This window comes from Pantoea sp. DY-17, from assembly GCF_019795975.1.
Classification (GTDB): Bacteria; Pseudomonadota; Gammaproteobacteria; order Enterobacterales; family Enterobacteriaceae; genus Pantoea; species Pantoea leporis.
Genome location: NZ_JAIMIG010000001.1, coordinates 1,782,631 through 1,808,089, shown reverse-complemented (window position 1 = coordinate 1,808,089; position 25,459 = coordinate 1,782,631). Strand labels below are relative to the sequence as shown.

The 25,459-nt window shown below is 54.1% G+C and carries 19 protein-coding genes, 1 tRNA gene, 1 pseudogene and 2 riboswitches; of the genes and pseudogenes, 7 read left to right on the top strand and 14 right to left on the bottom strand.

What is annotated here, in order from left to right:
- Positions 1–51: 51 nt before the first annotated feature.
- Together K5Y33_RS08495 and K5Y33_RS08490 are read right to left on the bottom strand one after the other, a co-directional pair.
- A complete protein-coding gene (locus tag K5Y33_RS08495) occupies positions 52–2,715 on the bottom strand; it encodes a beta-N-acetylhexosaminidase (RefSeq protein WP_222233702.1) in 2,664 nt (887 codons plus the stop codon).
- Between the two features lie 51 nt (positions 2,716–2,766).
- Positions 2,767–4,164 carry an OprD family outer membrane porin gene (locus tag K5Y33_RS08490; RefSeq protein ID WP_222233701.1) on the bottom strand — a complete coding sequence of 466 codons (1,398 nt, stop codon included), beginning with the start codon at positions 4,162–4,164 and terminating at the stop codon, positions 2,767–2,769.
- 266 nt (positions 4,165–4,430) lie between these two features.
- A riboswitch (TPP riboswitch) is annotated at positions 4,431–4,526 on the top strand.
- Between the two features lie 181 nt (positions 4,527–4,707).
- On the opposite strand from K5Y33_RS08490, the pseudogene K5Y33_RS08485 reads away from it, so the two are divergent.
- Positions 4,708–5,939: pseudogene (locus tag K5Y33_RS08485) on the top strand (integrase).
- A gap of 47 nt (positions 5,940–5,986) precedes the next feature.
- Here the strand turns inward: K5Y33_RS08485 and K5Y33_RS08480 are convergent.
- Positions 5,987–6,976 (bottom strand): DUF4062 domain-containing protein, encoded by a 990-nt coding sequence (locus tag K5Y33_RS08480; RefSeq protein ID WP_222233700.1) that lies wholly within the window; start codon positions 6,974–6,976, stop codon positions 5,987–5,989.
- A 929-nt stretch (positions 6,977–7,905) separates the two neighbouring features.
- Here K5Y33_RS08480 and K5Y33_RS08475 point away from each other — a divergent pair.
- Together K5Y33_RS08475 and K5Y33_RS08470 are read left to right on the top strand one after the other, a co-directional pair.
- Entirely contained in the window at positions 7,906–8,262 is a 357-nt protein-coding gene (locus K5Y33_RS08475) for a hypothetical protein (RefSeq protein WP_255610245.1), read from the top strand.
- A gap of 117 nt (positions 8,263–8,379) precedes the next feature.
- Positions 8,380–8,589 carry a hypothetical protein gene (locus tag K5Y33_RS08470; RefSeq protein ID WP_222233699.1) on the top strand — a complete coding sequence of 70 codons (210 nt, stop codon included), beginning with the start codon at positions 8,380–8,382 and terminating at the stop codon, positions 8,587–8,589.
- Between the two features lie 25 nt (positions 8,590–8,614).
- Here the strand turns inward: K5Y33_RS08470 and K5Y33_RS08465 are convergent, their stop codons facing one another.
- Complete coding sequence (locus K5Y33_RS08465) at positions 8,615–9,385, bottom strand: hypothetical protein (RefSeq protein WP_222233698.1); 771 nt, start codon at positions 9,383–9,385, stop codon at positions 8,615–8,617.
- Between the two features lie 338 nt (positions 9,386–9,723).
- A riboswitch (TPP riboswitch) is annotated at positions 9,724–9,819 on the top strand.
- Between the two features lie 33 nt (positions 9,820–9,852).
- On the opposite strand from K5Y33_RS08465, the gene thiM reads away from it, so the two are divergent.
- The 3 genes from thiM to fbaB all read left to right on the top strand — a co-directional run bounded on the left by thiM (position 9,853) and on the right by fbaB (position 12,635).
- Entirely contained in the window at positions 9,853–10,638 is a 786-nt protein-coding gene (thiM, locus tag K5Y33_RS08460) for a hydroxyethylthiazole kinase (RefSeq protein ID WP_222233697.1), read from the top strand.
- Entirely contained in the window at positions 10,635–11,435 is an 801-nt protein-coding gene (gene thiD / locus K5Y33_RS08455) for a bifunctional hydroxymethylpyrimidine kinase/phosphomethylpyrimidine kinase (RefSeq protein WP_192411518.1), read from the top strand. Before thiM ends, thiD begins: the two co-directional genes overlap by 4 nt.
- Before the next feature lie 147 nt (positions 11,436–11,582).
- Positions 11,583–12,635, top strand: a complete 1,053-nt coding sequence (gene fbaB / locus K5Y33_RS08450; protein WP_222233696.1) for a class I fructose-bisphosphate aldolase — start codon at positions 11,583–11,585, stop codon at positions 12,633–12,635.
- A 191-nt stretch (positions 12,636–12,826) separates the two neighbouring features.
- On the opposite strand, the gene K5Y33_RS08445 is transcribed toward fbaB, so the two are convergent.
- The 5 genes from K5Y33_RS08445 to K5Y33_RS08425 form a co-directional block, all read right to left on the bottom strand.
- A complete protein-coding gene (locus K5Y33_RS08445; RefSeq protein WP_101763339.1) occupies positions 12,827–13,513 on the bottom strand; it encodes a GntR family transcriptional regulator in 687 nt (228 codons plus the stop codon).
- A 98-nt stretch (positions 13,514–13,611) separates the two neighbouring features.
- Positions 13,612–15,072 carry a mannitol dehydrogenase family protein gene (locus tag K5Y33_RS08440; RefSeq protein WP_222233695.1) on the bottom strand — a complete coding sequence of 487 codons (1,461 nt, stop codon included), beginning with the start codon at positions 15,070–15,072 and terminating at the stop codon, positions 13,612–13,614.
- A 44-nt stretch (positions 15,073–15,116) separates the two neighbouring features.
- Complete coding sequence (locus tag K5Y33_RS08435; protein WP_101763341.1) at positions 15,117–16,400, bottom strand: MFS transporter; 1,284 nt, start codon at positions 16,398–16,400, stop codon at positions 15,117–15,119.
- An 84-nt stretch (positions 16,401–16,484) separates the two neighbouring features.
- Entirely contained in the window at positions 16,485–17,495 is a 1,011-nt protein-coding gene (locus tag K5Y33_RS08430; RefSeq protein WP_222233869.1) for a Zn-dependent oxidoreductase, read from the bottom strand.
- 207 nt (positions 17,496–17,702) lie between these two features.
- Positions 17,703–17,778, bottom strand: a tRNA-Asn gene (locus tag K5Y33_RS08425).
- A 306-nt stretch (positions 17,779–18,084) separates the two neighbouring features.
- On the opposite strand from K5Y33_RS08425, the gene K5Y33_RS08420 reads away from it, so the two are divergent.
- Positions 18,085–19,206 (top strand): Gfo/Idh/MocA family protein, encoded by a 1,122-nt coding sequence (locus K5Y33_RS08420; protein ID WP_222233694.1) that lies wholly within the window; start codon positions 18,085–18,087, stop codon positions 19,204–19,206.
- A gap of 77 nt (positions 19,207–19,283) precedes the next feature.
- On the opposite strand, the gene yegS is transcribed toward K5Y33_RS08420, so the two are convergent.
- The 5 genes from yegS to mdtD form a co-directional block, all read right to left on the bottom strand.
- Positions 19,284–20,183 (bottom strand): lipid kinase YegS, encoded by a 900-nt coding sequence (gene yegS, locus K5Y33_RS08415; protein ID WP_110866633.1) that lies wholly within the window; start codon positions 20,181–20,183, stop codon positions 19,284–19,286.
- 249 nt (positions 20,184–20,432) lie between these two features.
- Entirely contained in the window at positions 20,433–21,800 is a 1,368-nt protein-coding gene (gene yegQ, locus K5Y33_RS08410; protein WP_101763345.1) for a tRNA 5-hydroxyuridine modification protein YegQ, read from the bottom strand.
- A gap of 145 nt (positions 21,801–21,945) precedes the next feature.
- Complete coding sequence (baeR, locus tag K5Y33_RS08405; protein ID WP_101763346.1) at positions 21,946–22,653, bottom strand: two-component system response regulator BaeR; 708 nt, start codon at positions 22,651–22,653, stop codon at positions 21,946–21,948.
- 9 nt (positions 22,654–22,662) lie between these two features.
- Positions 22,663–24,048, bottom strand: coding sequence for a two-component system sensor histidine kinase BaeS (baeS, locus tag K5Y33_RS08400; RefSeq protein WP_222233693.1), 1,386 nt, complete (start codon positions 24,046–24,048; stop codon positions 22,663–22,665).
- Positions 24,045–25,451, bottom strand: a complete 1,407-nt coding sequence (gene mdtD, locus K5Y33_RS08395) for a multidrug transporter subunit MdtD (RefSeq protein ID WP_222233692.1) — start codon at positions 25,449–25,451, stop codon at positions 24,045–24,047. The genes baeS and mdtD overlap by 4 nt, the downstream gene beginning before the upstream one ends.
- Positions 25,452–25,459: the final 8 nt, after the last annotated feature.

Sequence of the window (25,459 nt, the reverse complement as noted above, 5' to 3'; positions counted from 1 at the left end):
ACATCCTTGTCAGTGTTCGCCCCAGGCACTCCAGCGAGGGGCAGAAAGTTTTTAAAGTGCTTCAGCGCGGCTGAAGCGTTTGCCATCCGGACTCACGCTACGCACCCAGACTTTATCGCTAGCAGTAATTGCCGGTTTAGCATGTGGTTGATAACGCTGCCAGCGCTTACCCTTATCCAGGCTGTACTCCAGCGGCAGACCCGGCAGCGCAATGTTCATGGTCAGTATGCCATTCTCGACGCGCGCCCCCGGCACCGGTAAACGGTAGTGAATACCGGCTTTATCCATCTTGCCCAACTCACGCTGGCCTAACAGGTTGGCGAAACGCTGCCAGTCCTGATTGCGCTGCTGCTGGTTAACGAAGTGGGTTTCACCGCCTTTAAAGGTGCGGCCTTGCTGATAATCCAGCTCCCACTCCGCGCGATGCCAACCGCGTTCGGCCACCGACAGCAGGCGCGGGAATACCATGTAATCCATCTGCTGATCGGTACGCGTGGTTTCACTCCACAGCTGTACGGAAATGCCGTATGCGCCTGACCACGGCTTATTCGAGGTGGCATCAAAGGTCTTCCCGTCGCGATCCACCGAGGTTTCAGCGTTCTGCGGCAGGTTGTCCGGCGCGAAGCCAAACATCTTGCGCTCATCGCTGAAGCGTGTGCCCCAGTAATAGCCGCGCTCGTTAGGATTCACCTCATACGGGAAGTCCATGTAGACGTAATCCGGATTGGAGATCACCACTTCATAATCTTTCAGCGTCCAGTCGTTGGCGGTGTCAAAGCCGCCCCAATAGAGCGTGTCCCAGAAGTTAACGCGTACGCGCGAAGTGGCGAAGGCGTGCGCGTCAGTGGCATCTTTCAATCCATCCTGCCAGGCCTGCATCACCGGAATGCCGTGCGCTTTCACCATCTTGCTCACTTCCAGCGCGAAGTGACTTGGCAAGTGCTCCAGATCTTCCACCTTGCCGGATTTCACCACCGCCTGGCAGACCTGAGATTTTGCCCAGGGTTTGTCCTCTTTGCTTTGGTCTAAAATGCCCGTTCCCGCTTTCGGGTTCTTAACATCGCTGTAGCCGCTACCGAGGCGAATGTTTTTCGCTTCATCACCGCCAAAGTGCCAGGTGGTCAACGGTTGGCCGGCTTCGCGGTGCATCGCCTGCACTTCACCCATCACTTTATCGACAAATCGCTTCGAGGAATCGAGGCAAGGATTGAGATAGCTGGTGCGGTCGTACAGCTGCACGGAACGGGTATTCGAGGTATCCGTGGGATCCACCAATCGATATTCACTGGCCTGCTGCGGTTTACCCGCTTTCATCAGTTGCTGATATCGCGCCTCCATCGAGATCACCGCCGCGCGTGCATGCGCGGGCATATCGATTTCCGGGATCACTTCGATGTTGCGCGCCTGGGCGTATTTAACGATCTCGATATAATCGGCGCGGCTGAAATGTCCGGTTCCGTTGTTATTCGTGAGCGGGCCGGAGCCCAATTGCGGCAGAAGACATTGCTGCTCAGTCAGATCGTGACAACGCTTACTGCCGACGTCGGTCAACTCTGGCAGACCGGGGATTTCGATACGCCAGGCTTCGTCATCGGTCAGGTGGAAGTGGAATTTATTCATCTTCCACGCCGCCATTTGATCGAGCATGCGCAGCACCGCTTGCTTGCTGTGGAAATTACGCGCCACATCGAGGAAGGCACCGCGATAGGCAAAGCGCGGTGCATCTTTCGCTTCAAGCGTGGCGATAATCGGTTTACCTTCAGCCGGCACCAGCGACAGTAACGACATTAAGCCGTAGTAAACGCCAGCTTGATCGTAACCAATGATATCGGTGCCGCGCGGTGTGATGCGCAGTTCATAAGCACCGGAAACCGCCTCTGCGCCGTGGAAATGATTGACGGCGATACGGGTATGAATGTCATAACCCGCTGACTGCGGTTTGAGCCCCATCAAATCGAAACGCTGTTTAACCGCATCGGCCTGGTTGTCCGCCAATACCTCAAGATGCAAGGCAACGCCACGGCTCAGGTCGACATCCGCCGCATGAACTTTCACCGAACGCGGCGTTGGGGTGATTTGTCCGCGCAGCGCGCTGGCAGGCAGTTGCGCCACATCGGCATTCTTTGAGAAGCGACTTTGCGGCAGCATTAGCACGTTTTTATCGTCGGCAATGCGCTTCCATTGGCCGCCAAACGGCTTAACAAAGTCGCTGAGGTTTTCGGTATCGGTGCTGGTGATAATTTTTGGCGTGGCATTGGCGGCGGTGACATACCAGCGCGGCATCACGTCGGTGATAAACAGCTGCCAGTATTCATTGACGATAGGGATCTCAATCGACTCACCCGCCGCGATACCTTTGAATTTCTCCGTCGGTTCCAGACGGGTTAAATCGCCGACGATATGGGTCATTTTGAACTGATCGTTATCCACCCGCAGCGTTTCGTGCACGTTGCTCATGTAGATTGCCCAGTTTTTACTGGTGAGCGCCGGACCGTTGTTGGTCAGCGTGATGGTAGCGGTGTTGCAGGATGCCCAATCGGCACCGAGTTTCGCGCAGTTCACGCCGTGATCGGCCGCCTGGTTGTCAGTGACCTGATACTGCACGCCGAACTGACTGATTTGATCGACGACCTGCTGATTACTGCGCGGGGATGAACTGCAGGCGGCAAGGCTCATCACGCTCAGCGCCAGTAAACTGATTTTTAACTTTTTCATGTTGTTATCCTTCTCCACGGAGGTAAGTCTCTGGCTCCTGCCAGATCGGGGTCAAAACAGGGTGAATGGCGCGACGACCATAAATTTGATGTCTTTCTCGTCCTGGAAGATGTTGCCGTAGCCGCCGCTATAGCTGGGAAGATCGCTGTGATTGTCGTAGCGGGTGTAGTGCAGTTTGAATTGGGTGTCTTTGGCGCGGCCTTGCTGGATGGTGTAAACCAGGTCGAGGCTCCACGCTGATTCTTTCAGGCGCTGATTTTGGTCGTAGAGGGGATTGGTGGAAGGCTTCGCGTCCCAACCGTAGGCGTACGATGTACCGACTTGCCAGCCAGGTAATTGCCAGTGTCCCAGATCCACCATCACACCGGCGAAGAGCGCTTTCTCACCGTTGGCGTTCCAGTCTGAGCGAGAATCCCACCACACGTCCATGCGGCCATTCGAGCTGGCGTAAGACGGCGTCATACGTTGCAGGAAGAAGCCCTGATTACCCTCGGCTTTTACCCATGTGCCTTCGAGGCGGAAATCGAACGCGCCGAGCGTGTAGCCGAACGTCAGCGCCTGCAGCCACGCGAGGCCATCGTAAACATCGTTCACCTGGCCAACGCCGCTGTTGTCACGATCCTTCGCGCCATAAAATTGATAACTGGTGCGCAGCGGTGCATCGGCCAGCGGCAGCTGATAAGAGGCTTTGGCAAAATACTGATCCATGTAATTTGCCGCCTGGCCGTAGGCGCCTTCCAGCACCAGCGCGTTTTTAAAATCGTATTTGGCACCAAAGGATTGCAGCCACGGAATCTCCGTCACGCCATCGGCTTTACGGAAGTTGTACATGTCGCGATACCACGGCGCTTTGTATTCGTCAGTCCACATCCAGGAGACGGAAAGGACGCCGGCGTCGCTAAAATCAAAGGTGGTGCCGGCCTCAACGCCGCGATAGGTGCCGGGCAGGAAGCTCCAGTGCGGTGCCAGCAGCGTCTGCCCGGTGGGCTGCAGATAGCCTGCGCGCAGCCAGTTATCCTGCCATTTTGCCTTGATGGCGGCTTTATAGAGACTTAAGCCGCTCTTATCTCCGCTCCAGTCCTCATCCCAGCGCGTACGGGCATTGCTGAAACCAATTTCATTCGGTGCCGCCGGGCCGCCGTTGCTTAACTCCAGCGCGCCAAACGCTGCCAGATCGAGGCCGATCACCTCACCGGCGTAACCGGATGAGAAGTCGAGATTGGCATTCGCAGAGGCGTGATGCAGATTGGCATCATACTGACCGTACGAGCCTTTTTGCGGATCCATCTCTTTGCGATCGCGCTGGCGTTGCCAGTAAAACAGATTGCCAGAGAGAGTGGCGTCTTCGACAAAACCCACGGCGTGGGCGGAGGGAACCGGCACAAAAGTGCCGGCAAACAGGGCAGAGACAATGGCCGCAGAGAGCGGCGCGCGTGGAATCCGACGCATAGCAAATCCTCCGTGATGCTTCCATAAACAATTAACAAATCCGTATTGTTTCGTCATGAAACAAGTTGCCGGGAATGCTATTTTTCGCGACGCGAATTATCAATGGGATTTATTACAAAGTATGACGCAGCACGCAAAAAAGCGTCGTTTTAAGGCGTTTTATCAATAAGTTACATGAATGTGTAATTTGTTGCTTTGTGAGCCAGATTCCAGGAAAGCGGCGTTTACTTGCTTTACCCCAACTTGTTCCCTATGCTCGCCAACGTAGTTTTGACTCGGGGTGCCCCTTTAATACAGGGCTGAGATACACCCGCCGACCTGATCTGGATAATGCCAGCGTAGCCATGGCAATTATTCAGATTACTATCAATTACTGTCCCGTTTTGTTCAGCCGTATCTCAAAGAGGCTCACCAAATGGGCACAAGACTATTCGTCACACCATCACACGCAACGGGATTTACTACGTCCGTTTTCGCCTGCCGGGCAATACATATTTTCGTAAGTCACTGGAAATAGACAGTCACGCCCAAGCTCATTTGATAATGTCATTTGCTTCCCCTGTGATTCACATGGTGCAGAGCGGTGCAATCCAGCCAGATCATTTTGCTGCTCGTCTTTCAAACTTATCCAAACGTTTGAAACAGCAAACTGATCAATGGATAGCTCATCAATTTTTCGATGATGATCACCGTCTTGCTCAAACTCAGCCAATTGAACTGCATGAATACCGAGATAATGTCACTCCTTTGGAAGTTGCGGAACAAAATCAAGTTACCGAACCAGCAGACGCTTTAACTTTGGCTGGAGCATGGAACATGTACAGAAGTGAGAAGGAAAGTAACTGGACTAAAGCAATCGCCCAAGCCAATGAGCGTTTTATGGAAGTGTTGCTTGTCGTCTTAGGAGGGGAAACTGATGTTACAGAAATCACCAAGCAGGACATAAAGCAAGTGATGGAAGTCGTGGAAAATCTGCCGAAGAGAGTTGTTCAGTCATATCGTTCAATGACCATCCAACAGTTGATCGAATGTGATGATGTTCCACCGGAAGATTTAGTGGGGACTGGGCCATTCATAAGCATCTCAAAATCTATAAATCCTTGTTCAAAACCTTCCTCACTGACAGTAAAAACATCCTACAAAAATCGCCTACACATGGAATTGTTTCAGCACCAACTAAGGCAAGATTCGGTGCGTAGAGTGCGGCTGAAATGCGTAAATTTGTAAGTTGGGCGCTCAAACAGCCCGATGGATGGGAGAAGTGGATCACTTTGCTGCTTGCTTATACCGGAGCCAGAAGGAGTGAGATAGCCAAACTGGTAAAGTCACAGGTCAAATTCGACGAGGACAGCCAACGGTACTATCTGTTAATAGCAGAGGGTGGACAAGGTAAGACCGAAAACGCTACGCGGCAGGTTGTGATCCATCCCAAGTTAATTGAGTGGGGCTTCCTCGATTTTGTTAATCGTCAGTGGAAGGAAAAAATCTTTTCACCAGTAGCGGGTAAGAATATGCCAAAGATTGGCAAGGTCTTAGCTGATGTCCGAGATAAACTTGGGATTTCCTACCTTGATGAATATGGACAGCGGCGGTTGGTACATAGTTTTCGACACACAATGATCTCAACCTGTTTAGCTGGATGGGTTGGGAATTTGCTGCATTTACAGCAAGTGGTAGGTCACGAGAAGAGTGGTTAAGGAATAACTCAGCGATATTTACACACGTTTCCTCTTTCGACGGTGTGTTATGTTATTGATGGATTAATCTGGTATTGAAAGATTGAAAAATAGCACTGATAATCATGATTATCAGTGCTGAGAAATTACTGCTTTTCGAGTTCTTCTTTTTTTTCTTTAGCTTTTTTCAACTCATTTTTTTCGATATAAGCAAGAAGTCTGGTTCCGGTTTCAGTTATTACATATCTACGATACTTGGCACCCGTTACTTTTTCGTTTTCCATAAGTCCGTGAACTTTAAGCATTGGGCTTATTGTGAAATAAAGATATTGTTCAACGTCTTCCATGCCGATATTGTTAGTTATTCCATTAATTAATATGCGCTGGAAGGCAACAAAAACACGGAGAAGATTTGCATCAATTTCATTTCCCGTGTAACTTTGATTTGCAGGGATAGTGATTTTCTTTTCGGCTAAAACATCACGGATTTCTTTGAGTTCACTATCTTTATTGTTAGTTAATGAATTTATTTTCTTGTCTTTGCTATCAACTTCTGATTTTAATTTTCTATTTTCTTCATTTAATTTTTTTATTTCCTCAGCTAAGTCATGAGTATCGATGATTTCATCAGCTGAAACCCAACCCTTAAGTTTCCTGTTAGCACTGAAATCTGACAGGCTTTCATGAACACATAAGCGGATATCTTTAACGTCTTCAAAGAAAGATGACATGTTTGACAATACTTTGTTTTGAAATTCTGCTAAAGACTTGGGTTCCTTTAGTTCAATAAAATCAGTACCATGTTCTTTGACTTTCTTCTCCAACGCATCCTTTGTAATCACAACTGCAAAGAGAGCTTTTCCTTTTTCTACAGCATAGTCATATTCTAATTCAGTATAACTTTTCCCTGTGGTTGGTTCGATCGAACCATAGCGACCACCGAGTATTAGCATATATATATCAGATTCATCGATCCAATTTTTTATGATATCCATTTGCGACCGATCCGCTGCAGTAAACAATTCCATACCTGCGGGAATGTGACCGGCTTTTAGAATTGCACTCACTGCTGCTTGTCTTTCTTCAATTAAATCAGTGAATGTACTGGATACAAAAATCTGTAATTTCCTTTTCATTGTTAACCTTAATTCAATTCTAATACATCGTGATAGGATGGTCGCTTTGAAAATCTGTTTCAACAGTAAACCATGAGGAGATTATTCTCCCCATGATTCGAGTTATTCTTTATCCAGCTTGGCGATAGGACTCGCGTATACCGTCACGATAGCCCTCAGCAAAGGCTGCTTGAGAACTCTTGTGGCGAACTGTTCCTGCCTGGCTATCTGGGAGAGCGGCCAAATCAACCCAAAGTTGATCTGAGCGTATTAGGCCTGCACGATAACCCTGTTCATAGGCGCAACCACAGCATTTATGGCGTCCTTCGCCACCTTGGTCAATAGGCAAGTTAACAAAAACATTGTTGTATCGGTGTGACTGTTTACAGATTGGCATATGCAAATACCTTTGTTTGTTCAAACTGGATGTTTACATGACCAACTAAGCTAGGCACAATCGGGCGTTCAAAACTGATGCACAAGCCAACAATCGTTATGAGTCTGCAAACTCATAGTGGTCATGCGTACTAAGGCCGGATTCTACAAAAGTGAGTCCGGTTTTTTTTGTCTGTATTTCATGAAAATCACTACATGTTGTGGTTTTTTTTCTATTGACCACAACATGTTCACTATTTTAGTGAGCTTTCTTTTGAGCACAAGAGTTGATTTTCACTACATGTTGGGATCGTGGTTGTCTTAAAATCATCCAAGCCGCACCGTGCAAGGCTCGGAGATGTTGTCAATAACGCTGAAAATTTAACGGGGTATATCTTTTTTGGTGTTTTAATAACCACTTGATCACTTGTAGCCGGGCATCTCAACCCATGACTTGCGCATAATCTCTGATCGATTTGAGGAAAAATTATCTCGCCTCAAATCTGATTGCTCTCTTCAAGCCATTGAATTAGGTAGAATACCATCCTGACATTCGCCAGAGCATTCAATACGGCTTGTTGGATCGTGACGTTCTGTTCAATAAGGAAATTTTGCCGGGCTTCTCTACCTTCCTGCTGGACAATGTCCGTGTGGTTGAAGTGACCGATCCACTCTACGGCATTAGTGCTGACCAAGCGTTTTTAGTGCCAAAATTTGGCAAGCCGCTGTCCTCAGACATCGCTCTGCCGTTCGGTTACGTTGCTACCGCAACCAGCCGCAATCTGGATCTGGCGTTCGCTGAACCCGTAGATTTTCGCATTTACAGCCATCAGGACAAGCTCCGCAACGTGGAACTGTTCGCGGAATCGAGCATCCTGCCAGTGATTTACCGTCCAGACTTCGTTACTAAGCTGACGAACCAGGCCGCGTAAGACAGACGCGATATGGACACCGCTTGCAGTAATTGGGGGCATGACTTGCCCCCGCTGCTGATGCAGTGCGTAAGCTCCGCCATTGAGGTGGCGAGGCAAGGGAAAGGAGATTAATAAATGAGATTAAAACTGATTGGGGTTGGCTCCGTGCCAGTTCTGACCCTGCCACTCAAAGGCGACGATGATTCAATCATCAACCTTTCGGCACTTGCACGTTGGCTTGGTATGAAACGAACAACGCTGTTTGACCACATCCAGGCTAAAGGGCTTGAGACAGCAATCAGAGAAGCCGCGACAGCAAAGCGAATGAAGAAGTTAGTGACATAACCGGACGGGAAACTGCCCGGTTTTTTTATGGTTTCTTCGCAGCATTCTTATTCAGATAACGATCGAAGCGCTTCATTTCTTTGTCGAACCATTCAGGCTGGTCGCGCAAATCATCCTTACTTCTGTTTTCAGGAATATTCAGCCAAAACTCTATGATGGCGTCAGCAATATCGGTGAATTGTGCTTCACTCACCTTGAGTTGTTCAGGTCGTGGAAGACTGTTTCTTCTGCCTGCTCTCGGTGTGAAGCTGGGATAATATTGCGGATATTTGCCAGCAAGCTCTGTGTGAGACCGCCCTTTACCATGCTTGTAAACGTTCACAAGTAGCTGACATGCTTCTATTTTTTCATAGAATGGCTTCGATTTTATATCAATGCCTGTCCATTCCAGTAACTCGACCAACTCAGGAAAATCTATATTCCAGATCAGTGGGTCAATCGCTGCTGGCTGCCAGTGGCTAAACTCACGAGCCATCTTCTCACGAAGCGTTTTATCAAACTGATGGAACATACCCGCAGTCATAGCCAAAGTGACAGTGTTCCGCATTTCATCGAGCGCAATGTAATGTGAAATGCCCTCTTGATAAGCTGCTTCGTATGAATCTGCTGGGTCATCTCTATCGGGGTCGAAGAATTGACCAAGTTTCTCGTAATGCTGCTGTTCTACTTCGTCAGCTTCTCGTGAGATGTCATTGAACTGAGACAACAGACGTTTCTTTGCCTGTGAGACATAAAAATCATGTGGTTCAAGAATGACTCGCTGATCAAGTTTATCCAACCAGAATGTATGCATCATGCAACCTCACGAAGATATAAATGGTGACGCCAAAAGGCACACGCGCCACAGCGGATCGCTGGTTCTTGGGAAGGTCTCGCCCTTTTTAACATTCGACACTGAATGAAGGTAACAATCAGTGCGATCTTGCACTAACCAACACGGCAGAAATTAATCTCAAAATTCATGGCTGGGTCACCCGGCCTTTTTTACGTCAGGATTATATCCAATTGGGCCACAATGTGGGTCACAATGTGGGACACATTGTATGTTTTAAGGGGTTGTGTCTTTGACTTCCCGCTGGCATTATCCGGATCAGGGATTAACGGGACGTTAATCGCAAGTAGTTGATTTTGATTTTAAATGACTCGGGGTGCCCCTTTAATACAGGGCTGAGATACACCCGCCGACCTGATCTGGATAATGCCAGCGTAGGGAAGTCAGATGCCTGACCGCATTCGCCTTCTTGATCGCCGGTTGGGAGCCTTATGAAACAGCCTGACCTTCTTTCCCCCGCGCAACTCGCGCACTCTCTGCAACTGCTGCGTCAGCAAGCGCCGCTGGTGCACTGCATGACCAATGACGTGGTGCAAACCTTTACTGCCAACGTGCTGCTGGCACTGCAAGCTTCGCCCGCGATGGTGATCGATCCTGAAGAAGCGGCGCAGTTTGCCGGTTTTGCCGATGCGTTGTTGATAAACGTAGGTACGCTGACGCGCGACCGTCGTGATGCGATGTGGGCGGCGGTGCAAGCGGCGCAAACCGCAGGCACGCCGTGGACGCTGGATCCGGTGGCGGTCGGCGCACTAACGCTGCGCACCGCATTCTGCCAACAGTTACTGAGCCTGCAACCGGCGGCGATTCGCGGTAACGCTTCAGAAATTCTCGCCTTGGCGCAACAGGCTAGCGGCGGACGCGGTGTCGACAGTCTGCATCAGGCCGATGCCGCGTTAAGCGCTGCCCAGCAGCTGGCGCGTGATTACCACACCGTTGTGGCGGTGACCGGTGAAGTGGATTATGTCACTGACGGCGTGCAGACATTCGCCATCCCCGGCGGCAGCCCGCTGATGACGCGCGTGGTTGGCACCGGCTGCGCGTTGACGGCGGTGGTTGCCGCCTGCACCAGCTTGCCGGGCGATCGCCTGCAGCATGTCGCTGCGGCCTGCCGCGTGATGTCGCTGGCGGGTGAGCAGACAGCGCGCCAGGTCGCCGGGCCAGGCAGCTTTGCCGCTGCTTTCCTCGATACGCTGTGGACGCTGGAGGTCGAGGCATGAAACGCATCAATGCATTGACCATTGCTGGCACCGATCCGAGCGGCGGCGCAGGTATTCAGGCCGACCTCAAAGCTTTCTCCGCGCTGGGCGCGTATGGCACCAGCGTCATCACCGCGCTGGTGGCGCAGAACACCTGCGGCGTGCAGTCGGTGTATCGCATCGAACCTGATTTTGTTGGCGCACAGCTCGATTCGGTGCTGAATGATGTGCGCATTGATGCTGCGAAGATAGGCATGCTGTCCGAAACCGCTATTGTCGAGGTGGTCGCCGAGCGGCTGAAACGGGCCAGCCTGCCGTTTGTGGTGCTGGATACGGTGATGATTGCCAAAAGCGGCGATGCGCTGCTGTCGCCGGATGCGGTGGCGAGCGTGCGCGAATTGCTGCTGCCGCAGGTATCGCTGATCACACCAAACCTGCCGGAAGCCGCCGCGCTGCTGGGACGCGCGATGGCGCAGGATGAGAAAACCATGTTGCAGCAGGGCGATGCGCTGCTCGATCTTGGCTGCGAAGCGGTGCTGATGAAGGGCGGACACCTTAGCGATGCCGAAAGCCCGGACTGGCTGATTACCCGCGACGGACGTCAGCGCTTTACCGCGCCGCGCGTCAATACGCGCCACACGCACGGCACCGGATGCTCGCTTTCAGCCGCGCTGGCGGCGTTGCGTCCGCGCCATGATAGCTGGGCGGTAACGGTCGCTGAAGCCAAGGCGTGGCTGCAACAGGCGCTGCTGCACGCCGATTCGCTGGAGGTCGGTAAAGGCATTGGGCCGGTGCACCATTTCCATCAATGGTGGTAGGGCGTAACGCCAGATTGCCGCTTTTTCACTGCGCATCCGTCTGAAAAATGGAGTCAGCAATTTGCCAGCCTGGCGCTTTCCGGTCCAGGCTGTTGGGGGCGAATCGGCAACGGCCGGTTCCAATCCAGCCATTTATCAGGAGCGAACATGACGGACATCGTACAGTTATTGGGCAAAGAGGCGGATAGCCTTCTTCAACATCGCTGCATGACCATTCCAGCGGATAGCCTCTATTTACCCGGCGCGGATTATGTTGATCGCGTGATGATCGACAACAATCGTTCTCCTGCCGTACTGCGCAACATGCAAACGCTGTACAACACCGGACGTTTAGCCGGCACCGGCTATTTGTCGATTCTGCCGGTCGATCAGGGCGTTGAGCACTCGGCGGGCGCATCCTTTGCGGCCAATCCAGCTTATTTTGATCCAAAAAACATTGTTGAGCTGGCGATTGAAGCCGGCTGTAACTGCGTCGCCTCTACCTACGGCGTGCTGGCTTCGGTTTCTCGTCGCTACGCGCACCGCATTCCGTTTATGGTGAAGCTGAACCACAACGAAACGCTGAGCTATCCGACGCAATACGATCAGACGTTGTACGCCAGCGTGGAACAGGCCTTTAATCTGGGCGCGGTGGCGGTTGGCGCCACCATCTACTTCGGTTCTGAACAATCACGTCGCCAGATTGAAGAGATCTCGGCGGCCTTTGAACGTGCGCACGAGCTGGGCATGGTGACGGTGCTGTGGGCCTATCTGCGTAATGATGCGTTCAAGAAAGAGGGCATCGATTACCACGCCAGCGCCGATTTAACCGGCCAGGCCAACCATCTGGCGGCGACCATCGGTGCGGATATCGTCAAGCAGAAGATGGCGGAGAATAACGGCGGCTATAACGCGGTGAAGTTTGGTCACACCGATGAGCGCGTCTACAGCAAGTTGACTTCGGAAAACCCGATAGATTTGGTGCGTTACCAGTTGGCGAACTGCTATATGGGACGCGCAGGTTTGATCAATTCCGGCGGCGCTTCTGCGGGCGAAACGGATATCGCGGAGTCAGTGCGTACGGCGGTGATCAATAAGCGTGCCGGCGGCATGGGGCTGATTCTGGGGCGCAAGGCGTTTAAGAAGACGTTGAAAGAGGGCGTGCAGCTGATTAATGCGGTGCAGGATGTGTATTTGTCGAAGGATGTGACGATTGCTTGATTGAGTGGGGTTGTGCTGATTTTCCCCCTCCTCGGTCCTCCTTAATAAGTGCGTGCTGTCCCCCTCCTCGGTCCTCCCCCATGGATGGGGGAGGAAGATGCTGCCATATGTCAGTGTTAAAGCTGCATGTGGCAGCATCTCCTTCCCCCGCTCGCGGGGGAAGGCCGGGATGGGGGACAGCGAGCACTAAATCAAGGCGCCTCAAACCACTCACTATTACGCTCGGCAATCGGCGTAATGGTCAAAATCATCTCCTGCAGATGACGCCGCATTGCGCTTTCAGCTGCGTCAACATCATGCGCTTTCAACGCGTTATAGATATCTTCATGCTGCTGAATCAAACGCTCCGGCGGTGACACTTCGCTCAGGGTCAGAAAGCGCACGCGGTCCATGGTAGCTTTGATGTTCTCCACCGTTTCCCACGCCAGCAGGCAATTAATCCCTTCAGCAATTAAGCGGTGAAACTCATCGTCCAGCCCCAGGAAAGCCTGGCTGTCATGACGTTCAGCGGCGAGACGCTGCAGCTGCAGGTTATGCTCCAGCGCCATCAATCCGGTCGCACCCATCTCCTGCGCGGCGCGGCGAACCACGGCGATCTCTACCGCTTCACGGATAAAGCGACCGTCGGCCACGCGCTGAGCGGAGATTTTGCGCACGAAGGTGCCGCGCTGCGGTAGCACCTGCACCAGTCCGGCTTCCGCCAGCTTGATAAAGGCTTCACGTACCGGCTGACGTGACACATTAAAACGCGCCGACACTTCCTTCTCCGACAGCAGCGAGCCCGGATGAATAACGCAGGTCACAATATCTTTGCGCAGATAACGATAGATCTGCTGATTTACCGGTTCGCTGGTGGTTATGGTATAGGCAGTCGACATGCAGCAATATCCGTATTACGGCTGGCATCTGCCAGCCCGTTAAGAAAGGTTCAGTCTAATCAGCACGCTGCGTCTGCGCTACACATTTGTGCAGGCGCTTAGCCTTGTGTGACGAGGCTTTGAACGGTGGCGCGCGCGCCCTGTTTAACCAGTTGCTGATAGAGTTCAGTCACGCGTGAGACAAAGGCGGGCTGCTGCTGCAGATCGTCACCGAACACGGCGTTGAGGCTGAGCAACGCCTTAACGCGTGGCGCACCGTCCTCACTGTTTGCCACAATGTCCGCCAGCTGATCTTTCAGTGGATCGCGAATCTCAATGGCCTGACCTTGCTCATTCACACCGCTGACATAGCGCATCCAGCCCGCCACACCCAGCAACACGAAATCGCACGAGGTGCCATTGCGCAGATGCCAGCGCGCGCTATCCAGCAGGCGCTGCGGCAGTTTTTGCGTGCCATCGGTGGCGATTTGATAGGTACGATGTTTGATGGCGCGATTCTCGTAACGCGCAATCAGGGAATCAGCGTAGGCTTCGAGATCGACGCCTTGCGTGCGCAGCGTCGGCGCCTGATCCTGCAACATCAACGCGCGCGCCGCCGCACGATAGCTGGCATCGGCCATGCAATCGCTGATGTGTTCATAACCGGCGAGAAAACCGAGATACGCGAGGAACGAGTGGCTGCCGTTGAGCATCCGCAGCTTCATCTCTTCGAACGGCAGCACATCGCTGACCAGCTCAGCGCCCGCGTTTTCCCACGCCGGACGTCCGTTAACGAAGTTGTCTTCGATGACCCACTGGAAAAACGGTTCGGCTTCAACCGCCACCGGATCGCGGCTGCCCAAACGTTCCGTCAGCGTGTCGAACGCTGCATCGGTCATGGCCGGGACGATGCGATCAACCATGGTCGAAGGGAAAGTAATGTGCGCCTGGATATATTCAGCCAGCGCAGGGTTGTGGCGCTCGGCCAACTGGGTGATCACGTTGCGCGTGACATGACCGTTCTCTGGCATATTGTCGCAGGACATCACGCTAAACGGCGGCAAATTGCGTTCGCGGCGGCGGATAATGGCCGCCAGAATCAAGCCGGGCAGCGAACGTGGCTCACCAGGATGAGCGAGGTCGTGCACAATATCGGGATGATCGGGATTGAGCTTGCCGCTCGACGGCATGTAGCAATAACCTTTCTCGGTTACGGTCATCGAGACAATCGCCACGTCTGGCTGGCTCATCGCCTCAATCACCGCCTCAATGCCGTCGCCTTTGCCATGCAGCGCTTGCGTCACCACGCCAATCACCCGCGTGTGTAAACTCTCATCCGCCATTTCGGTTAGCGTGTAGAGCAGATCCTGCTGACGCAGCGCCTGAATCAGCGTGCCGCTGTTGAGATTCACTTCGCAATAGCCCCAGTCGCTGCCCTGAGCGGCCAGCTTATCGGTCGCCAGCGCCTGATGCGCGCGGTGGAAGGCGCCAAAGCCGATGTGCACCATGCGGGTCTTGAGTTGGCTACGATCGTAAGCGGGGCGTTGGACATCAGCGGGGAGGCGTTCAAGCTCTAACATAGTCATTCCTTTTAGCAAATGGGGCGCTCAGCGCCCCATGAGAATTACACTGAAACCGGTTTATTGGTGGCTTTAGGTTCACGAATCACCAGCAGTACCAGCAGCGCGCCGACGCCAGCCACCGCACCTGCGAGGATAAAGGCGCTGTCAAACTTACCGGAGTGCTGCACGATGAAGCCAGTCACCACCGGGCCGATCACACCGGACAAGCTACCAATCAGATGGATAAAGCCACTGATGCTGCCGACACGGCTTTTGTGCACCACGTCCTGCACAATCGCCCAGTAAATTGCGCCGGTGATGTAGAGGAAGAAGATCGAGATCGACATCATGATCACCGCCGAGTTGACCTCTTTTATCGTACCAGCCAGCGCCACGCAAATCGCCGCGGCGGTAAGTGAAACCACCAGCACAATTTTTCGTGAAAGCAGCAGCTTGCCGGTGATGTTGAAAATCTTATCGGAGATCCAGCCACCCAGCGCCAGGCCCACGAAGCCAACAATCCACGGGATCATGGTGGTGATGCTCATCGCTTTGATATCGAGGCCGTGCGCCTGCACCAGATATGCCGGGAACCAGCTCAGGAAGAAGAACAGAATGTAGTTGTAGCAGAAGAAGGCAAAGGCGGTGACCAGAATGATCGGCTGGCGCAGATAAAAGCCCAAACCATGCGCGGCGCCGCTTGAGTCGATCACGTCGGCCGGTTCTTCGGCTTTCAGTTTTTCTACTAAGGCACGCTCTTCTGCCGAGACGCGCTTACTTTTCGCCGGATTGTCGGACGCGAAGAAGAACCACAGCGCCAGCCAGACGAAGCCAATCGCGGCGATTACCACAAACGCCGGACGCCAGCCGAACGACAGCGCCAGATAACCCACAATCGGGCCGGCAACTGCGCCACCCAGCGGTGAACCCGAGCTGAGTAAGCCCATTGCGGTGGCGGCCTGTTTTTTCGGGAACCAGCCGTTGATGGCTTTGTTCGCTGAGGCAGAGATGGGGCCTTCCGCCATGCCAAACAGCACGCGCAGAATCATCATCGACCAGAAGCCAGTCGCCATCGCGGTCAGGCCGCAGAACAGCGACCACATGCCAACGGCGGTGCCGAGCACGATGGTCGGGCCAAATTTATCCGTCGCCAGGCCACCGATGAAGTTAAACAGGGCATAACCGAAGAAGAAGCTGCCGAAAATCATGCCGAACTGCTCGGCGTTGATCATCAGGTCTTTTTCCACCAGCGGTACCGTCAGAGAGAGGGCGATACGATCAAGGTAGTTGATCATAAACACCAGGAACAACAGCAGTACGAGGGTCCAGCGCAGGTTCTTAAACATAGAAACTCCGTCATCGTCATTTTTTATAGTAATAATGCCGGCGGGTAAGGGACCGGCATGGGGACACCTGGTGTGCGGGTTAACTTAACCCATTTGTAGGATCACTTTGCAGCAGGTGCGGGGATCTTTTTCGAACAGCGTCATGGCTTGCTCAACGTCTGCCAGCGGGAAATAGTGCGTCACCAGTTTCTCCGGCTGGATCTGGCCTTGCTCAATCCACTCAATCACCTGCGGGAAGCGATTGCTGTTGAGACGCGAGGTGAACAGCGACAGCTCTTTGCTGGTGAGACTTTGCTGCGTGATGCTGCACGGCTCGCCAGAAAAACCCAGCAGGCCGATACGCGCCGCCGGTGAGGCGAGGGCGGCGGCTTCTGCCAGGATCGAAGGGTGACAGGCGGCGTCGATAATTAGCGTTGGCTGCACGCCTTCCAGCTGCGCGACGAGTGGAATTTCGCTGTTGTTGAACACCTGATCGGCACCGTTTTCCTGCGCCAGCGCCAGCCGTTCTGGCAGACGATCAACCACCAATACCTGTTCAACGCCATACACGCCTTTCAGCACCTGAATGGCGGTGAGGCCCATTGGCCCGGCACCGTAAATCAGTGCCACATCGTTTGGTTGTGGTTTGAGGAAGGCGGTGATATTGGCCGCGATGGTGAAAGGTTCGACCATGCTGGCGAGTTTGTCGGGAACGCTATCCGGCAGGCGAAAGGCGTTTTTTGCTGGCGCCACGGCATATTCGCTAAAGCCACCGTCGCGGTGCACGCCAATCACCTGCAACGCTGTGCAGACGTTCGGGCGACCAATCGAGCAGGGATAGCAGTGACCGCAGCTGACCACCGGATCGACCGCCACACGTTCGCCAATGCGGCTGGCGGCAACGTCATCGCCGACCGCATCAATCAGGCCGAAGAATTCGTGACCAATCACGCGCGGATATTTAGCGAATGGATTGTGGCCGTGCCAGATATGCACGTCGGAACCGCAGATGCTGGCAAATTGCACCTTCACGCGTACTTCACCGGCAGCGGGTTGCGGCAGCGGACGCTCTGCTACTACCAGTTCACCCGGTTGCTCAATCACTACACTTTTCATCATCTACTCCAACGGGAATGCAATGATGAAAAAATACGCGCACTAATACTACCATACAAGTCGGCGTTAAAGAGTTGTGAAGAGAATCACAGAGGAACAGTTACGTAGGGGCGCCATCATGGCCACCAGGGAATCACGGCCACCCTAAATGGCGATGCTGAAATGACAAAAACCCGCTCAGGTTTCCCTGAGCGGGTTTTTTAAATTTGGCTCCTCTGACTGGACTCGAACCAGTGACATACGGATTAACAGTCCGCCGTTCTACCGACTGAACTACAGAGGAATCGTTTGAACGGGGCGCATATTATCGAGCGGCCCTCGCCTTGTCAAAACTCTTTTTCACAATTCGTTCTGACTGCTGAATAAAGCGTCAATTGCGCGCTATGAGCGGACTCAGCGCGGCAAAATCACGACTGATACAACCTCTTTTGTGACGATGATCACCCTCTCTATGCAAAATTACATTCTGATTTGTCGATTTTGTCAGATACCTCGCATGCATGATCACAGATATTTCATTTCGCCGTTGTCGGGGCCAAAAGCGAAACATATATTCCAGATCAACTCTTAAGCGAATGCGGGAATAGTCATGAACAAAGTCAGAATTGGAATGATTGGCAGTGGTTACATCGGTCGTTGTCACGCGATTGCTTACGCTCAGGCACCTACGGTTTTTGCCCTGAAAGGCGAGATCGTGCGTGAGATGCTGGCGGAAGTGAACTCAGAGCTGGCAGCAAAACAGGCGGCAACTTTTGGCTTTGCCCGTTCTACTGGCGACTGGCACGAGCTGGTGCGCGATCCGAACATCGATGTGGTTGATATCTGCGCGCCAAACTTCCTGCATAAAGAGATGGCGCTGGAAGCGATTCGCAACGGCAAGCACGTTTACTCTGAGAAACCGCTATCGCTATCAGTGGCCGATGCGGAAGAGATGGTACAAGCGGCGCAGCAGGCGGGCGTTAAAACGCTGGTCGGCTTTAACTACATGAAAAACCCCACCAGCCAACTGGCGCGCGAGATTATCGCGCGTGGTGAAATCGGCGATGTGGTGCACTTCTACGGCACGCACAATGAAGATTATCTGGCACGGCCGGAAACGCCGCTCGATTGGCACTGCCAGAAAGCGTTGGCCGGATTAGGCGCGCTTGGCGACCTCGCTGCGCATATTGTGAATATGGCGCACTATCTGGTCGGTGATATTGAAGAAGTCAGCGGCGATATGATGACGGTGATTAAAGAGCGTCCGGATCCGAAGGATGCTTCACGCCTGCTGCCGGTGGAAAACGAAGATCAGGCCAGCGCCTTGCTGCGCTTTAAAAACGGTGCGCACGGCGTGTTTGAAACCTCGCGAATCGCCTGCGGCAGCAAAATGGGCCTGACCTATGTGGTCACCGGTACCAAAGGCACGCTGCGTTATACTCAGGAACGTATGGCCGAGCTGGAGCTGTATATTCACGATGAACCGGCAGGCCGCCAGGGTTTCAAAACCATTTTGACCGGTCCAGCGCATCCGGATTACGCCAACTTCTGCGTCTCTGCCGGGCACGGCATCGGTTTCAACGATCAGAAAACCGTCGAGATTCGCGATTTAATCAATGGCATTGCCGCTGGCGATTGCATGTGGCCAGATTTCGCGGAAGGATTGCAGGTGCAAAAGGTGCTGGAAGCGGTTGCGGTTTCCGCACTGGAACGCCGCTGGATGAAAGTGTAATCACAGTTAACTGAACAACATCGTAGCGGCGCAATGTATTGCGCGCCATTGAAAGCGCGCCGCTACGGTAATGTACGTTAAGCAAGTAACGGGCATTGCGGCGGTAAACGGCAGCTCAGTGCGCCCGCCATCACTTCAATCTCAAACTCACTTCCCGTCAGCGGCTCGCCATCCAGATTAAATGTCATCTCATGCGGTGAACGGATGGTGAGCGACTGCAGCTGCGCCGTGACGATATTCGGATTTTCATCATCACGCGTTAGCGAATGCAGCAATGTTGGCAGCAGCTCTTGCGCGGTGACGATGCTGAGATTGAGCTGTCCGTCATTGATTAAGGCATCCGGGCAGAGCTTTTGTCCGCCGCCAGCCTGACGTCCATTGCCGATGCCAATCACCAGCGCATCGCCTTGCCAGTTAAAGCCGGGGCCGCTGATTTCGCAGCGATCCGGTTTCAGCGCATCGACGCGCATCAAACCATGAATAAAGTACGACACGCCGCCGAGCGCCGATTTCAGCTTTTCAGGCGTTTCGGTGGTGATGCGCGTACCAAATCCGCCGGTCGCCATATTGATAAAGTAGCGATCGCCGTTCACGCGCGCCAAATCGATAGCCGTGGCTTTTCCCACCAGCGCGAGACGTAAAGCCGGTTCCATCCCTTCAGGAATACCGACGCTGGTGGCGAAATCATTGGCGGTGCCGAGCGGTAAAATGCCCAGCGCCGGACGCTGCTGCTCGGGTAATCCCGCCAGCGCGGTGGCGATCTCATTGATGGTGCCATCACCGCCGCCAGCCACCACGGTTTCTGCCTGCAAAGCGACCGCTTCTTGTACATAACGATCGCCATCACCTTTTTCCCAGGTGACGCGCACCGCCAGATTAAAGCCTTCATCACGCAGCGTATTCACCGCAGCGCGCAAATCTTCATTACCTGCGCCTTTCCCGTTGAGGATCAGCAGCGTCAGCGGTTTGTTTTGCATTATCAGTTCCTTGATGCGAGAGACAGAACACTGGTTATAGCATAGCTGGGGAGAGAACTTTATCGGCGGGCGACGAAAAAATCGGTGGGCGATTAAAAAAGAAAACCCGCACGGGGGAGCCGGGCGGGTGAATGAGGTGGTTCCTGGTACTACCTGCTTTTATTCTTACTCGTTAGCAGCAGGCGAGATTCTAAAGCGAGGCGAAGAAAGGGTCTGTGATCCTACTCTAACTTCGCCATTTTCTTTTCTTTATGTGCGATTTTTCCCGTGAGGATCGTAGGTGCTGTGGCCATCGGTGAAGTTACGCAGCAGCAGGGCAAAGGCGAGGTTGACCGATTCCGGGACCGGGATCCACACGCGGTGTCCATCGCCTGGCGCCACGTCCACCGCCGATCCTTTATCGTTCTGCATGGTTTCCAGCGTGCAATTAAGGTTGCCTTCGGGCGTCATGATCTCGACAGAATCCCCGAGCATAAACTTATTCTTTACCGCAATCTGCGCCCAGTCACCGCGACGTTCGCCGGTGAATTCGCCGACAAACTGCTGGCGCTCGGAGATGGAGAAACCTTGCTGGTAGTTCTGATAGCTGTCATGGGTATGACGACGCAGAAAGCCTTCGGTGTAACCGCGATGCGCCAAACCTTCCAGCGTCTCCAGCAGCGCTGGATCGAAGGGTTTACCCGCAGCGGCATCGTCAATGGCACGGCGATAAACCTGCGCGGTGCGCGCGCAGTAGTAGAAGGATTTGGTGCGGCCTTCGATTTTCAGCGAGTGCACACCCATTTGGCTTAGGCGTTCAACGTGCGCCACCGCGCGCAGATCTTTAGAGTTCATGATGTAGGTGCCGTGTTCATCCTCGAAGGCGCTCATCACCTCACCCGGCTTCATCTTCTCTTCCAGCAGGAACACCCGGTCGGTGGTGGCGCCGACGCCCAAAGTCGGCTCCTGCACCTTAACCGGCTCATGGAAACCGACGATATTGCCCATCTCATCCTGCTTGCCTTCTTCCACTTTGTATTCCCAGCGGCAGGCATTGGTGCAGGTCCCTTGATTAGGATCGCGTTTGTTGAGGTAGCCCGAGAGCAGGCAGCGGCCGGAGTAAGCCATGCACAGCGCGCCGTGCACGAAGATCTCAATCTCCATTTCCGGCACCTGCTGACGGATTTCTGCAATCTCATCCAGCGATAGCTCGCGTGAAAGAATCACGCGCGTCAGCCCCATCTGCTGCCAGAATTTCACCGTGGCCCAGTTGACCGCGTTGGCCTGCACCGACAGATGAATCGGCATCTGCGGAAAGGCTTCACGCACCAGCATAATCAGGCCGGGATCGGACATGATCAGCGCGTCCGGCTGCATGGCAATGACCGGCGTTAGATCGCGGATAAAGGTTTTCAGTTTGGCGTTGTGCGGGGCGATGTTGACCACCACGTAGAATTTCTTACCGAGCGCATGGGCTTCATTGATGCCCTGCGCCAGAATCTCGTGGGTGAATTCGTTGTTGCGCACGCGCAGGCTGTAGCGCGGTTGGCCAGCGTAGACGGCATCAGCGCCGTAGGCAAAGGCATAGCGCATATTCTTCAGCGATCCCGCTGGAGAAAGCAGTTCAGGTTTTAACATGGATTTTCTCACTGATGTCAGGTCAGCATGCCATCGTGGATGGCAGGTGCAGCGGCCGCATTATACGGCCCTGCAAAAGGTGGGGAATTGTAGGCAGGCCCGCACCCGATGTAAATTGACCTGGATCAATGTAAGCCGTTGCAGGCTACAGCAAGCGGCAGACGTCGGCTTCCCAGCGATAACCCATGCCGTACACCGCGCGGATAAACGGCTGTTCCGCATCGAGGCTTTCCAGCTTGCGGCGCAGGTTTTTGATGTGACTGTCGATGGTGCGATCGGTGACTACGCGGTAATCGTCGTAGAGATGATTGAGCAACTGCTCGCGCGAGAACACTTTTCCCGGCTCCAGCGCCAGCGTTTTCAGCAGACGAAATTCGGCGGGCGTCAGCTCCAGCTGCTGTTCACGCCAGCTGGCCTGAAAGCGGCTCTCATCAATATGCAAAGGCGATTCCTGCTGCGCCTCTTCCGGCGAACGTTTGACGCGGCGCAAAATGGTTTTGACGCGCGCCACCACTTCACGCGGGCTGAACGGCTTGCAGATATAGTCATCCGCGCCGATTTCCAGCCCCAGCAGGCGATCAATCTCCTCGGTGCGCGCGGTCACCATGATGATCGGCAGTTCCGAGAAACGGCGAATTTCGCGGCACAGCGTTAAGCCGTCGCGGCCGGGCAGCATCAAATCCAGCAGCATCAGGTCCGGCGGCGTGTGCTGAACATAGCTCAACACCGCGTTACCGTCGGCAATGTGGTGCGTGCGATAGTTGGACGCCTGCAGATAATCAATCATCAGTTGCGCCAGTTTGGGTTCATCTTCTACAACAAGGATCAGAGGATCGCTATTTTCCGGGCTCATAAGTGGCGTCTAGTGAGGAACATACGGCAAGTTTAGCGTGATTTGCAGTCCACCTAAATCAGAGTGATCCGCACTGATGCTGCCGTCATGCGCTTCCACGATGTTTTTACAGATCGCCAGGCCAAGCCCAGAGCCGCCGCTGGCGCGATTGCGTGAACTTTCCGCGCGGAAAAATCGTTCAAACAATTGTGCCTGATGGGCCGGATCAACGCCCGGCGCGCTATCCGCAAACCGCAGCTGCCAGTTTTCGCCCGCCAGCTGCATCGAGAGCTGCACCGCGCCACCGCTGTCGGTGTAACGCAGGCTGTTTTCCAGCAAATTGGTGAACAGCTGCATCAGGCGATCGGGATCGCCAAAGCTCTCCGCCTGCGCGGGTAACGTCAGATTGAGTGCCAATCCGCGGCTGCGATAGCGTTCGCCGAAGCTGCCGGCCACCACTTCCAGCAGAGTGACCAGATCAACCGGCTGCTTGCGATAGGCGAGGGCACCCGCGTCGGACAATGACAGCTGATGCAGATCCTCCACCAGTTTGGTCAGCACCACCACTTCGCTTTGTAGCGAGCTGATGGCTTCCGGCGTCAGCTTGCGCACGCCATCCTGCATCGCTTCCAGCTCACCACGCAGAATCGCCAGCGGCGTGCGCAGTTCATGGGAGATGTCGGCCATAAAGGCGCGGCGGTTGCTTTCGTTCTTTTCCAGCGAACTGGCAAGCTGGTTGAAGTCGCGGCCCAGTTGGCCGAGTTCATCGCTGCTGCCGACTTCCACGCGGGTAGCGAAATTGCCCGCCGCCAAATGGTGCGTGCCATCCACCAGCCGTTTTACCGGTGCCAGTAAACCGCGCGCCAGCAGCCAGGTGACCAGCGCGGCGAGTAACCCGGTCAGCGCCACAATCATCCAACTGGTGCGCCGCTGTTGCTGATCAAAGTTGATGTCGGTGCTGCGCGTCAGACGTTCAGCCGGTGAGGCAATCACCCAGCCAACAATTTTGCCGTTGCTGGTGGTGATATTGCGCCGGGTACCTTCCGGCGGCACCGGCTGGCGCGGCCCTGACAGCACTTTGTATTGCTGATCGATAATCCAGAACTGCGTGCGCCAGCCGTGCGGCGGTAACTGATTCACGCTGCCCGGATTCTGCTCCAGCGAGCGCAAAATAGAAAAAATCAGCTTGTCATTGCTGCGCAGAAAATCCCAGCTACCGTGTTGTTCATACTGATCGGCCAGCGCATCGCTCAGCAGGGTTAAGCGCTGCTCGTTGCCTTTTTTGATGTAATCCACAAAGCCGTGCTCAAAGCTGAGCCGCACGCCCCAATGCATGGTGATGATCACCAGCATGCAGGTGGAAAAAATCGCCGCAAACAGCTTGGCGCCAATGCCCCATTTTACCGGCCGCTTCATCCTTTGCTCCTGCCTCTAAGGTCAACGTTTTTACTGACATCCTTCGGTACGCGCCAGAACACCAGCGCCGGCAGCGCAATCACCAGCGCCATGCACAGATAGGTGTAAATGAAGGTTTGATGCGCCGCCGCGCTGTCGGTTACCACGCCGTGGCCAAATGCGCCCAGCAGCAAACCGGCCACGGTGACGCCAATACTCATCGACAGCTGCATGATCATCGATAACAACGAGTTGCCGCTGGAAGCCAGATCGTCCGGCAGCTCTTTCAGCGTCAGCGTGTTCATCGAAGAGAAGCGGATGGCGTTGACCATGCCCTGCAGTAATAACACCATCGGCAGTAGCCAAATCCATCCCAGCAGCGCCACCAGCGGGAACAGCAGCACCACCAGCGCCAGCGCCAGGGTCGCGCCGACCAGCGCATTGCGATAGCCGAACAGGTTGACGATGCGCACCACCACGCGCTTAGTCCCCATATTGCCGAGCACCATTGGAATCATCATCAATCCGGCGTGGAATGGGCTGTAGCCGAGGCCGACCTGCAGGAAAATGGGCGTCATAAACGGCAGCATGCCGCTACCGATGCGGCCGGTAAAACTGCCGATCAGGCCAATTGAATAGATGCGGTTATCAAACAGTTTCAGGCTGAACAGCGCGTTATCGTTGTTGCGGCCGTGCATCAGGTAGAACAGCAGCGAAAACACCCCAACCAGAATCAGTAAGCCGAGCAACAGCGGCGATCCGCCGGCGCTGCGCTGACCATCCAGCGCCAGCGTTAAGGTCGCCATGCCGACGGCCAGCAGCACAAAACCGAGGAAATCGAAGCGCCGCGTCTGCATGGTGTAATTCGGCATCAGCGTCAGCGTGGCAATCGCACCAATGATGCCAACCGGAATGTTGATCAGGAAAATCCAGTGCCAGCTGGCGTACTGCACCAGAATCCCGCCCAGCGCCGGGCCGAGCAGCGGACCAATTTGTCCCGGCGTGGTGACGAAGGTCATCGCCGACATATATTGCTCGCGCGGCACAATTTTCATCACCGTTAAGCGGCCAACCGGCACCATCATCGCGCCACCAATGCCTTGCACCACGCGCGCCATAATCAGCTCATCGAGCGTGGCGGAGAAGGCGCACAGCAGCGAGCCGATGCTGAACAGCACAATCGCGCAGAAGAAGATATTGCGCACGCCAAAACGGTCCGCCAGCCAGCCGCTGATCGGCAACGTAATCGCCACGGTCAGCACATAAGAAACGATCACCGAGTGCATATTCAGCGGGCTGACGTTGAGATCGCGCGCCATCGACGGGATCGCGGTATTGACGATGGTGGTATCCAGCGCCTGCATAAAGAAGCCAAACGCGACGATCCACAGCTGCCAGCGCACGGTGGCGTTTTGAGGTGACATGCAGGTAC

Excerpts from the sequence above, each read along its gene's own strand:
- K5Y33_RS08420 (WP_222233694.1), top strand. The coding sequence starts at position 18,085 with ATGAACAAAGTCAGAATTGGAATGATTGGCAGTGGTTACATCGGTCGT.
- K5Y33_RS08465 (WP_222233698.1), bottom strand. The coding sequence starts at position 9,385 with ATGATGCATACATTCTGGTTGGATAAACTTGATCAGCGAGTCATTCTT.
- thiD (WP_192411518.1), top strand. The coding sequence starts at position 10,635 with ATGAAACGCATCAATGCATTGACCATTGCTGGCACCGATCCGAGCGGC.
- mdtD (WP_222233692.1), bottom strand. The coding sequence starts at position 25,451 with ATGTCACCTCAAAACGCCACCGTGCGCTGGCAGCTGTGGATCGTCGCG.
- K5Y33_RS08440 (WP_222233695.1), bottom strand. The coding sequence starts at position 15,072 with ATGTTAGAGCTTGAACGCCTCCCCGCTGATGTCCAACGCCCCGCTTAC.
- K5Y33_RS08445 (WP_101763339.1), bottom strand. The coding sequence starts at position 13,513 with ATGTCGACTGCCTATACCATAACCACCAGCGAACCGGTAAATCAGCAG.
- fbaB (WP_222233696.1), top strand. The coding sequence starts at position 11,583 with ATGACGGACATCGTACAGTTATTGGGCAAAGAGGCGGATAGCCTTCTT.
- thiM (WP_222233697.1), top strand. The coding sequence starts at position 9,853 with ATGAAACAGCCTGACCTTCTTTCCCCCGCGCAACTCGCGCACTCTCTG.
- K5Y33_RS08490 (WP_222233701.1), bottom strand. The coding sequence starts at position 4,164 with ATGCGTCGGATTCCACGCGCGCCGCTCTCTGCGGCCATTGTCTCTGCC.
- yegQ (WP_101763345.1), bottom strand. The coding sequence starts at position 21,800 with ATGTTAAAACCTGAACTGCTTTCTCCAGCGGGATCGCTGAAGAATATG.
- yegS (WP_110866633.1), bottom strand. The coding sequence starts at position 20,183 with ATGCAAAACAAACCGCTGACGCTGCTGATCCTCAACGGGAAAGGCGCA.
- K5Y33_RS08495 (WP_222233702.1), bottom strand. The coding sequence starts at position 2,715 with ATGAAAAAGTTAAAAATCAGTTTACTGGCGCTGAGCGTGATGAGCCTT.
- baeS (WP_222233693.1), bottom strand. The coding sequence starts at position 24,048 with ATGAAGCGGCCGGTAAAATGGGGCATTGGCGCCAAGCTGTTTGCGGCG.
- baeR (WP_101763346.1), bottom strand. The coding sequence starts at position 22,653 with ATGAGCCCGGAAAATAGCGATCCTCTGATCCTTGTTGTAGAAGATGAA.
- K5Y33_RS08435 (WP_101763341.1), bottom strand. The coding sequence starts at position 16,400 with ATGTTTAAGAACCTGCGCTGGACCCTCGTACTGCTGTTGTTCCTGGTG.
- K5Y33_RS08430 (WP_222233869.1), bottom strand. The coding sequence starts at position 17,495 with ATGAAAAGTGTAGTGATTGAGCAACCGGGTGAACTGGTAGTAGCAGAG.
- K5Y33_RS08470 (WP_222233699.1), top strand. The coding sequence starts at position 8,380 with ATGAGATTAAAACTGATTGGGGTTGGCTCCGTGCCAGTTCTGACCCTG.
- K5Y33_RS08480 (WP_222233700.1), bottom strand. The coding sequence starts at position 6,976 with ATGAAAAGGAAATTACAGATTTTTGTATCCAGTACATTCACTGATTTA.